This window comes from Pseudomonas sp. ATCC PTA-122608, assembly GCF_001952855.1.
Lineage (GTDB): Bacteria > Pseudomonadota > Gammaproteobacteria > Pseudomonadales > Pseudomonadaceae > Aquipseudomonas.
This window is the reverse complement of sequence record NZ_LPNO01000020.1, coordinates 125978-135908: the sequence shown is the minus strand read 5'-3', so window position 1 is coordinate 135908 and position 9931 is coordinate 125978. Positions and strand designations below refer to the sequence as shown.

Below are 9931 nucleotides of genomic sequence, written 5' to 3'. Positions count from 1 at the left end.
CCCAGTTGCGCAAGATCATCAAGACGCGAGGCCACTTCCCAACGGATGAGTCCGCGACAAAGCTAATCTGGCTGGCATTGCGAAATATCACCGCGAATTGGGGCAGTGCAGCTCATGATTGGAAGAGCGCGATGAATCAATTTGCGATTCTGTACGGAGATCGATTTATCAGGCCGACCTGGTAAAGCTAGGCCTGCCTGACGGCAGGCCGTAACCGGCCCGAACACAAAAAATCTGACACTCTCGTTTTTGTTTACTGCGCCACTATCTTTACTGCGCCACTATCAGAACAACTTCAAGGCCGGTGCTTCTTCTTTCAACGGCTCGTTTTTCGCGGTTTGTTCGTTCCAGCCACCACCGAGGGCCTTGTATAGGTTGACCTCGCTGTTGAGCTGCGCCAGGCGGTCGGTGATCAGCGATTGCTGGGCACTGAACAGTTGGCGCTGGGCATCGAGGAACGTCAGGTTGCTGTCGACACCAATGCGGTAGCGACGCTCGGCCAGGCGGTAGTAATCCTGGTTGGCCGCGACGAAGCCACGTTGGGCGTCCAGTTGCTGCTTGTAGGTCTCACGGGCGGCGAGGCCGTCGGAGACTTCCTGGAAGCCGGTCTGGATCGCTTTCTCGTAGTTGGCGACGTTGATCTCTTTCTGGATTTTCGAGTAATCCAGGCTGGCGCGCAGGCTGCCAGCGTTGAAGATCGGGATGTTGATCTGCGGTGCAAACGACCAGGTACCCGAACCGCCCTTGAACAGGCCGCCCAGGGTCGGGCTCGCGGTGCCGGCGCTGGCGGTCAGGCTGATGCTCGGGAAGAACGCAGCCCGTGCGGCGCCGATGTTGGCGTTGGCCGCCTTGAGGTTGTACTCGGCCTGCAGGATGTCGGGACGACGTTGCAGCAGGTCCGACGGCAGGCCGGCCGGTACTTCGCTCAACAGGTCATCAGCCAATGGCCGGCTGGCGATGTTCGCCGGCAGGCCGGTGCCCAGCAGCAGGGTCAGGCTGTTTTCGTCCTGAGCCACCTGGCGGGTATAGCGCGCCAGTGCAACCCGGGCGTTTTCCACCGAGGTACGGGCCTGGCTCAAGTCCAGCGCCGATGCCACGCCGACTTCGTTGCTGCGCGAGGTGAGCTTGTAGCTCTGTTCGAACGCGCCCAGGGTGTCCTGGGTGAGCTTGAGCAGTTCCTTGTCGGCCTGCCAGGTCAGGTAGGCGTTGGCCACGCTGGCCACCAGGCTGATCTGGGTGGTGCGACGCGCTTCTTCAGTGGCGAAGTATTGTTGCAGCGCTTGTTCGCTCAGGCTACGGACGCGGCCGAACAGGTCCAGCTCATAAGAACTGATCCCGAGACCCGCCGAATATTGGCTGGTGATGCCTGCTTCGCCGGTCTGCGACAGCTTGGCCGGGGTGCGCGAACGGCTGCCGCTGCCCGTGGCCGAGATTGCCGGGAACAGGTCGGCACGCTGGATCTGGTACTGCGCGGCATACGCGTCGATGTTCAGGGCCGCGACACGCAGGTCGCGGTTGTTCACCAGTGCAGTCTGGATCAGTTGTTGCAGGGCAGGGTCATGGAAAAACTGCTTCCAGCCTTGCTCGGCAGCGGCCTGGCCCGGCGCCTGGGCCGACGAATACGCCGGCCCCTGCGGGAACTGCGCGGCTACCGGCGCTTCAGGGCGCTGGTAGTCCGGGATCAGCGAGCAGCCACTGAGCACGAATGCCGTGACGGCTAAGGAAAGTAGCGACTTGCTCATTGGCCAGCCTCTTTAGGAGTTTGCTTGGTTTCAGTCTTTTTACGCTCGCCAGCGGAGGACACGGTTGCGAAGAACAGGGGGACCCAGAAGATCGCGAGGACCGTGGCGGTGATCATACCGCCAATTACGCCCGTACCGATGGCGTGCTGGCTACCTGAGCCTGCACCTGTGGAAATCGCCAGTGGCAGTACGCCGAGCATGAACGCCATGGACGTCATGATGATCGGTCGCAGACGCATGCGAGATGCCTCGATGGCCGACTCGACGATGCCTTTGCCCTGTTCGTGGAGCTCTTTGGCGAACTCCACGATCAGGATGGCGTTTTTCGCCGCCAGACCCACCGTCACCAACAGACCTACCTGGAAGAACACGTCGTTGGACAGTCCCCGCAGGCTGGTGGCGATCAGGGCACCGATCACACCCAGCGGTACAACCAGAATCACCGCAATCGGGATCGACCAGCTTTCGTACAGTGCCGCGAGGCAGAGGAACACGACCAGCAGCGACAGGGCGTACAGCGCAGGTGCCTGAGAGCCGGACAGACGTTCTTCGTACGACAGGCCGGTCCACGCATAACCGACACCCGCCGGCAGGTCCTTGGCAATGCGCTCGACTTCTGTCATCGCGTCACCGGTACTGTAGCCAGGTGCCGGAGTACCGAGGATTTCCATCGCAGCTACACCGTTGTAGCGCGAGAGTTTCGGCGAACCGTAGATCCACTTGCCCGACGAGATGGCCGACATTGGCACCATCTTCCCGGAGGTGCTGCGCACGTACCATTTATCCAGGTCTTCCGGGGACATCCGGCTGGCGGCGTCGCCCTGCACGTACACTTTCTTCACACGACCACGGTCGATGAAGTCGTTGACGTAGCTGCCACCCAGAGCGATGGCCAAGGTCTGTTGGATGTCTGCCAGGCTAATGCCTAGGGCGCTGGCCTTCTCGTCGTCGACGCTGAGCTCGTACTGCGGTTCATCGTTCACGCCGTTGGGACGCACACCTGCCAGGATCTTGCTTTGTGCCGCTGCACCAAGGAACTGGTTGCGTGCGGCCATCAGCTTGTCGTGACCGACGCCGCCCTGGTCTTGCAGGAACACGTCGAAACCGGTGGCGTTACCCAATTCCAGAACCGAAGGCGGCACGATGGCAAATACCATGGCGTCCTTGAACGTCTGGGAGAAGTAACCCTGGGCGCGCTTGGCAATCTCGAATACCGAGTTGGATGCGTCGCGCTCCTCCCATGACTTGAGCATCACGAAGGCCAGGCCAGAGCTCTGACCACGACCTGCGAAGTTGAAGCCGTTTACGGTAAACACCGATTTTACGCCTTTGCCTTCGCCTGGCTCGCCTTCCTTGTCGTTCAGCAGGTAGGCACGCATATCGTCGATGACGGTCTGCGTGCGCTCCGCCGAAGAACCGACCGGCGTCTGTACCTGAGCGAAGATCACGCCCTGGTCTTCATCGGGCAGGAACGCGGCAGGGATTCGCATGAACAGCCAAATCATGCCGGCGAGGATCAGCGCATAGACCAGGAATGCTGGAATCTTGTGCTTGATCATGTTGCCGACGCCGCGTTCGTAGCTCAATACGCCACGGTCGAAGGTACGGTTGAACCAGCCGAAGAAGCCGCGCTTGGGTTGGCCGTGTGTTTCCGGGTCGACCGGCTTGAGCATGGTGGCGCACAGGGCCGGGGTGAAGATCAGGGCAACCAGTACCGACAACGCCATCGCCGAAACAATGGTGATGGAGAACTGTTTGTAGATCACACCGGTGGAGCCGCCGAAGAATGCCATCGGCAGCAGTACCGCCGACAGCACCAGAGCAATACCCACCAGGGCGCCCTGGATCTGGCCCATCGACTTGACCGTCGCCTCTTTAGGCGACAAGTGCTCCTCGGCCATTACCCGTTCGACGTTTTCCACCACTACGATGGCATCGTCCACCAGCAAGCCGATGGCCAGGATCATGCCGAACATGGTCAGGGTGTTGATGGTGAAGCCGAACGCAGCCAGGATCCCGAAGGTACCCAGCAACACCACCGGCACCGTCATGGTGGTGATGATGGTGGCGCGGAAGTTCTGCAGGAACAGGAACATCACCAGGAACACCAGCACGATCGCTTCGACCAGGGTGTCAACCACACCGGAGATCGATTCGGTCACTACCGGCGTGGTGTCATACGGCACCACAGCCTTCATGCCAGGCGGGAAGAACGGTTCCAGGGACGCTACAGTGGCGCGGATGGCCTTGCCGGTGTCCAGCGCGTTAGCACCGGCCGCCAGCTTGATCGCCATACCGGATGCCGGCTTGCCGTTGAACTGCGCAGCGATGCTGTAGTTCTGACCGCCCAACTCAATACGGGCGACATCCTTCAGGCGTACCTGTGAGCCGTCAGTATTGACCTTCATCAGGATATTGCCGAACTGCTCTGCAGACTGCAGGCGAGTCTTGCCGATGATGGTCGCGTTCAACTGGGTGCCGGGCACGGCAGGCAGGCCGCCGAGTTGGCCGGTAGCCACCTGCACGTTCTGTGCGGAGATCGCTGTGCTCACATCCACCGGCGTGAGCTGGTAGTTGTTCAGCTTGGCCGGGTCGAGCCAGATACGCATGGCGTACTGCGAGCCGAACACCTGGAAGTCACCTACACCGGCGGTCCGCGAAATCGGGTCCTGGATGTTGGATACGATGTAGTTGGACAGGTCGTCCTTGGTCATGCTGCCGTCTTCCGACACCAGACCAATCACCATCAGGAAGTTCTTCACCGACTTGGTCACGCGGATACCCTGCTGCTGCACTTCTTGCGGCAGCAGTGGGGTAGCCAGGTTCAACTTGTTCTGCACCTGAACCTGGGCGATATCCGGGTTGGTACCCTGGTTGAACGTCACGGTGATGGTCATGCTGCCGTCGGAGTTACTGTCCGAGGAAACATAACGCAGGTTGTCGATACCGTTGAGCTGTTGCTCGATAACCTGCACCACGGTGTCCTGCACGGTTTGTGCGGACGCGCCTGGGTAGGTCACCTGGATATCAATGGCGGTTGGCGCAATGGCCGGGTACTGGTTGATGGGCAACTTCAGGATCGACAGTGCCCCGACCAGCATGATCACCAGGGCAATTACCCAGGCGAAAATGGGACGGTCGATAAAAAATTTCGACATGGATTACTCCCCTTTACCAGCATCGGCAGCAGGCGCTGCAGCAGTGCCGGCGGGTTTAGCGTTGTCAGCGTCCTTGACCTTGACTTCGATGCCCGGCTTGATGAATTGCAGGCCTTCGGTGATCACGCGGTCACCAGCGTCCAGGCCTTTTTCCACCAGCCAGTAGGCGCCGGAAGTACGGTTGGCCACCAGGACACGTTGCTCGACCTTGTTGTCCTTGTTCACGATCAGCGCCGTCGGTACACCCTTGAGGTCACGAGTGACGCCTTGTTGCGGAGCCAGGATGGCCTTGCTGTTCACGCCGGCTTGCAGTTGGGCGTGTACGAACATGCCTGGCAGCAGGGTGTGATCCGGGTTCGGGAATACGGCACGCAGGGTCACGGAACCGGTGGTCTGGTCGACCGAGACTTCGGAGAACTCCAGCTTGCCGTCCAGCTTGTAGTCGCTGCCGTCTTCCAGGGTCAGCTTGACCTTGGCAGCGTTATCGCCGGCTTTTTCCAGCTGGCCGCTTTCCAGGTCACGACGCAGTTTCAGCATCTCGGCGGAGGACTGCGTGACGTCGACGTAGATCGGGTCCAGTTGCTGGATCACCGCCATCGCGTCGGTCTGGCCATTGCTGACCAGCGCGCCTTCGGTGACCGAGGAGCGGCCGATACGCCCGGAGATCGGGGCGAAGACCTTGGTGTAGCGCACATTGATCTGGGCCGTTTGCACATTGGCTTCAGAGGTCATGCGGTTGGACACCGCGGTGTCGTATTCCTGACGGCTGACCGCTTGCTCGTCGACCAATTGCTTGTAGCGATCGGCAATCGACTTGGTCTGGGCCAGGTTGGCCTGGGCGCTTTTCAGGGATGCGTCATACACCGACGGATCGATCTGATAGAGCTGCTGGCCTTCCTTGACGTCGCCCCCTTCCTTGAACAGACGCTTGAGAATGATGCCGTTGACCTGAGGGCGAACCTCGGCAATGCGGTAGGCCGTGGTGCGGCCTGGCAGCTCGGATGTCAGGGTAAAGGCTTGAGGTTGAATAGTGACCACGCCGACCTGAGGGGTTTGAGCGGGCGGAGCCGCTTCTTCCTTTTTACATCCGCTGAGCAGCGATGCCAGGGCGACGGCAGTAACCAGGGCGGTAACAGCTGGCTTAAGTTGCATGAAGATCCTCGGGTCAGGCGCGCAGGGTGCGCACAAGAAGTGTGGAAGGGTAAAAAACAGGCACTGAGTGGATAAGTAGCTTGCTACGCAATATACTTACGTTCATGGTTGTTTGTAAACTCTTGACAGGCTTCGCGGAATGTTGACAAAGCACTGCCCAAAGCCTCGATTCTAGTACGTTCGGCGCCCATGAAGGCGTCGTCCCACAATTATTCAGATGGTCGTTAGCGGCGGTTACGGCTGCGTTACCGATCACCCCAAGTCTCCTGATTGAGGTTTTACTGCCATGGTTCGTCGTACCAAAGAGGAAGCTCAGGAAACGCGCAGCCAGATTCTTGAAGCGGCCGAGCAGGCCTTTTACGAGCGCGGGGTTGCGCGTACCACGCTGGCGGATATTGCCACGCTGGCAGGCGTGACGCGTGGCGCCATCTATTGGCATTTCAGCAACAAGGCCGACCTGGTGCAGGCGATGCTCGACACGCTGCACGAGCCGCTGGATGAATTGGCCAGGGCCAGTGAGAGCGAGGACGAGGTCGATCCGCTGGGTTGCATGCGCAAGCTGCTGATTCATCTGTTCCATCAAGTGGCCCTGGACCCGAAGACCCGGCGCATCAATGAGATTTTGTTTCATAAGTGCGAATTCACCGATGAAATGTGTGATCTGCGCCGTCAGCGCCAGACCGCCAGCCTTGAATGCAACCTGCGCATCGGGCTAACCCTGCGTAACGCGGTCCATCGCGGGCAGCTTCCGGAGAATCTCGACACCGTACGTGCGGCGGTGTGCATGCACGCCTATATCGACGGCATACTCGGTCAATGGCTGCTGGTGCCCGACAGCTTTCAGTTGGCCCAGGATGCAGAGCGATGGGTCGATATCGCGTTGGACATGCTGCGCTTGAGCCCTGGCCTGCGCAATTAAGACAAAATGCGTAATTGCGACCAGTTGTGTCAACAATAAAGACCAAGGGAGATCAACCAGACTGTTCCCTGATTTTGTGGGGTGACTTTATATACGGGCTGGCGGGCGGTTGATAGGTAGTTTGCTAAGTATTTTGTAGCAATATTGTTGCAAGGCTGTGAAGGAATGTTTCCCGCGCCCTCTGTAGGAACGAGCTTGCTCGCGAAGATCGTCAACGATAACGCAGGCATTCTGGATTAACGCGTCACCTGGGCGTTTTTCGCGAGCAAGCTCGCTCCTACAGGGGAATGTTTCCCGCAGTCCATAAAAAAGCCCCGGCTCTCGCAAGCCGGGGCTTTTTCGTTTCAGTAGATCAGAGGGCCAGGGTTGGATAGTCGATGTAGCCGACCGGGCCTTTGGCGTAGAACGTCTCTGGGTGTGCTTCGTTCAGCGGCGCATCGGCCTTCAGGCGAGCGGGCAGGTCCGGGTTGGCGATGAACGGCACGCCAAACGCTACGGCGTCAGCTTTGCCGGAGGCCAGCCAGGCGTTGGCGCTGTCCTTGGTGAAGCGTTCGTTGGCGATGTACGGGCCGCCGAAAGCTGCTTTCAGTTGTGGGCCCAGGCTGTCGCCTGCTTCCTTTTCACGGGAGCAGATGAACGCGATGCCACGTTTGCCCAGCTCTTTGGCGACGTAGGTGAAGGTTTCCGACAGGTTGGCGTCGCCCATGTCGTGTGCGTCGGCGCGTGGTGCCAAGTGAACACCGACACGACCGGCGCCCCAGACTTCAATCACTGCGTCAGTGACTTCGAGCAGCAAGCGTGCACGGTTTTCCAGGGAGCCACCGTAGTTGTCGGTGCGCTGGTTGGTGCTGCTTTGCAGGAACTGGTCAAGCAGGTAGCCGTTCGCACCGTGGACTTCCACGCCGTCAAAGCCGGCGGCCTTGGCGTTCTCGGCGCCTACGCGGTAAGCGTCGACGATGTCGGCGATTTCAGCGATTTCCAGGGCGCGCGGGGTAGGGTAGTCGGCCAGCGGACGCACCAGGCTGACGTGGCCCTTGGCCGGGATGGCGCTTGGGGCGACCGGTGCTTCGCCGTCCAGGTACGACTCGTGGGAGATCCGGCCTACGTGCCACAGTTGCAGGAAGATCTTGCCGCCCGCGCCGTGTACGGCCTTGGTTACATTGGCCCAGCCGCGTACCTGGTCGTTGGACCAGATGCCCGGGGTGTCCGGGTAACCCACGCCCATTGGCGTCACGGAAGTCGCTTCGCTGAGGATCAGGCCGGCGGAAGCGCGTTGTACGTAGTATTCAGCCATCAGCGCATTGGGTACGCGACCGGCGTCGGCACGGCAGCGGGTCAGCGGCGCCATGATGATGCGGTTCGACAGTTCCAGGTCGCCCAGTTTGATCGGGTCGAAAATAGTCGTCATGGGATAACACCCTTCTCTTTAGTTGATCAGTTAGTCGCGGGGGCCAGGTCGGCATCGCCGCTCTGACGGAAAGTAATCAGGGTCACCAGCAGCGCGAGCACCGCCAGTGCCGCAGCAGCCAGGGGCACGCTGGTCAGGCCGAAACCGTGGGCAATCACGCTGCCACCCACCCAGGCACCGAGGGCGTTGCCGATGTTGAAGGCGCCGATGTTCAAGGTGGAGACCAGGTTCGGCGCCGCTTTACCGAAGGTCACCACATTGATTTGCAGCGCCGGTACGGCGGCAAACGAGGCGGTGGCCCAGAGGAACAGGGTGATTTCAGTCGGGATCACGGCGACGCTGGTCCAGGTCAGTACCGTGGACACCACCGCCATGCTGATGAATACACCGATCAAGGTGGCGGCCAGGCGCTTGTCTGCCAGCTTGCCGCCGATGATGTTGCCGACGGTCAGGCCCAGGCCGATCAGCAGCAGGGTCCAGGTCACGCCTTTGGGCGAGACCCCAGTGACATCCCCCAGCAGCGGCGCGACGTAGGTAAAGAGGGTGAACATCGAGGCGGCGAATAGCGCGGTCATGCTCAGCGACAGCCAGATCCCGGCACCTTTGAGCGCTCTCAGTTCGGCGCGCATGTCGAGTTTTTCCTCGTCACGCTTGGCCGGCAGGAAGCGGATCAGGCCGATCAACGCAATCACACCTATGACTGTCACGGCCCAGAAGGTCGAGCGCCAGCCGGCTTCCTGACCCAACGCGGTGCCCAGCGGCACGCCGAGCACGTTGGCCAGGGTCAAGCCGGTGAACATCAGCGCCACAGCCGAAGCACGCTTGTTGGCCGGCACCAGGTTGGCGGCGACCACCGAACCGATACCAAAGAAGGCACCGTGGCACAGCGCGGTGACCACACGGGCAAACATCAGCACGTTGTAGTCGCTGGCCAGGGCGCAGAGCAGGTTGCCGACGATGAAGATGCCCATCAACGCTACCAGGGCAGCCTTGCGCGGCAGCTTGGCGGTGGCCAGTGCCATGAACGGCGCACCGATGGCCACGCCCAGGGCGTAACCGGTCACCAGCCAGCCGGCGCCGGGAATCGATACACCGAGGTCGGCCGCCACATCGGGCAACAGCCCCATGATGACGAACTCGGTGGTACCGATGGCGAAGGCGCTTAAGGCCAGGATGAGTAGCGAGAGAGGCATGGGTGAGTCCTTGTTACAGCGGTGCGCTGAGTTCTTCGGTGAGCGCTTTGAGGAAGGCTTGGATCACGTCCTCATTGCGTTTGAAAAAGTGCCATTGGCCGGCCTTCTGGCTGCTGATCAGCCCCGCCCGTTGCAGGTTCGCCAGGTGCGCCGACACGGTGGACTGGGACAGTCCGCAGCGTTGATCGATCTGCCCGGCGCAAATGCCGTATTCGTGGTTGTGCAACTGCTCGGGGAATTGCACTTTCGGGTCTTTCAGCCAGTTGAGGATGTCTCGCCGTACTGGGTGCGCCAGGGCTTTTATTATTTCGTCGAGGTCGATGGACATGGCAGTGATGCTCAAGTTTGTAAAACGTTAT

Annotated in this window: 7 protein-coding genes and 1 pseudogene; 2 read left to right on the top strand and 6 right to left on the bottom strand. The window is 60.3% G+C overall.

What is annotated here, in order from left to right:
- Nucleotides 1-185: pseudogene (locus tag AU074_RS18895) on the top strand (IS256 family transposase); the annotation flags it as partial.
- A gap of 99 nt (nt 186-284) precedes the next feature.
- Here AU074_RS18895 and adeC read toward each other — a convergent pair.
- The 3 genes from adeC to AU074_RS18880 are packed head-to-tail and all read right to left on the bottom strand — an operon-like array spanning nt 285 to nt 6052.
- Nucleotides 285-1742, bottom strand: a complete 1458-nt coding sequence (adeC, locus tag AU074_RS18890) for an AdeC/AdeK/OprM family multidrug efflux complex outer membrane factor (protein WP_076016004.1) — start codon at nt 1740-1742, stop codon at nt 285-287.
- Nucleotides 1739-4900: an efflux RND transporter permease subunit gene (locus AU074_RS18885; RefSeq protein ID WP_076016003.1), complete on the bottom strand. Its 3162-nt coding sequence runs from the start codon at nt 4898-4900 to the stop codon at nt 1739-1741. Before AU074_RS18885 ends, adeC begins: the two co-directional genes overlap by 4 nt.
- 3 nt (nt 4901-4903) lie before the next feature.
- Nucleotides 4904-6052, bottom strand: a complete 1149-nt coding sequence (locus tag AU074_RS18880) for an efflux RND transporter periplasmic adaptor subunit (protein WP_076016002.1) — start codon at nt 6050-6052, stop codon at nt 4904-4906.
- A 286-nt stretch (nt 6053-6338) separates the two neighbouring features.
- Between AU074_RS18880 and AU074_RS18875 the strand changes: the two genes are divergently transcribed.
- A complete protein-coding gene (locus tag AU074_RS18875; RefSeq protein WP_063032772.1) occupies nt 6339-6971 on the top strand; it encodes a TetR family transcriptional regulator in 633 nt (210 codons plus the stop codon).
- A 352-nt stretch (nt 6972-7323) separates the two neighbouring features.
- Here the strand turns inward: AU074_RS18875 and AU074_RS18870 are convergent, their stop codons facing one another.
- The 3 genes from AU074_RS18870 to AU074_RS18860 are packed head-to-tail and all read right to left on the bottom strand — an operon-like array spanning nt 7324 to nt 9900.
- Nucleotides 7324-8379, bottom strand: a complete 1056-nt coding sequence (locus AU074_RS18870; protein ID WP_076016001.1) for an alkene reductase — start codon at nt 8377-8379, stop codon at nt 7324-7326.
- A 26-nt stretch (nt 8380-8405) separates the two neighbouring features.
- A complete protein-coding gene (locus AU074_RS18865) occupies nt 8406-9572 on the bottom strand; it encodes an MFS transporter (protein WP_076016000.1) in 1167 nt (388 codons plus the stop codon).
- Nucleotides 9573-9585: 13 nt separating this feature from the next.
- The gene (locus AU074_RS18860) at nt 9586-9900 is read right to left on the bottom strand and encodes a helix-turn-helix transcriptional regulator (RefSeq protein ID WP_003219793.1); all 315 of its coding nucleotides are present in this window, start codon (nt 9898-9900) and stop codon (nt 9586-9588) included.
- Nucleotides 9901-9931 lie beyond the last annotated feature (31 nt).

Coding starts and splice junctions, on each gene's coding strand:
- AU074_RS18875 (WP_063032772.1), top strand. CDS start 6,339: ATGGTTCGTCGTACCAAAGAGGAAGCTCAGGAAACGCGCAGCCAGATT.
- AU074_RS18880 (WP_076016002.1), bottom strand. CDS start 6,052: ATGCAACTTAAGCCAGCTGTTACCGCCCTGGTTACTGCCGTCGCCCTG.
- adeC (WP_076016004.1), bottom strand. CDS start 1,742: ATGAGCAAGTCGCTACTTTCCTTAGCCGTCACGGCATTCGTGCTCAGT.
- AU074_RS18865 (WP_076016000.1), bottom strand. CDS start 9,572: ATGCCTCTCTCGCTACTCATCCTGGCCTTAAGCGCCTTCGCCATCGGT.
- AU074_RS18885 (WP_076016003.1), bottom strand. CDS start 4,900: ATGTCGAAATTTTTTATCGACCGTCCCATTTTCGCCTGGGTAATTGCC.
- AU074_RS18870 (WP_076016001.1), bottom strand. CDS start 8,379: ATGACGACTATTTTCGACCCGATCAAACTGGGCGACCTGGAACTGTCG.
- AU074_RS18860 (WP_003219793.1), bottom strand. CDS start 9,900: ATGTCCATCGACCTCGACGAAATAATAAAAGCCCTGGCGCACCCAGTA.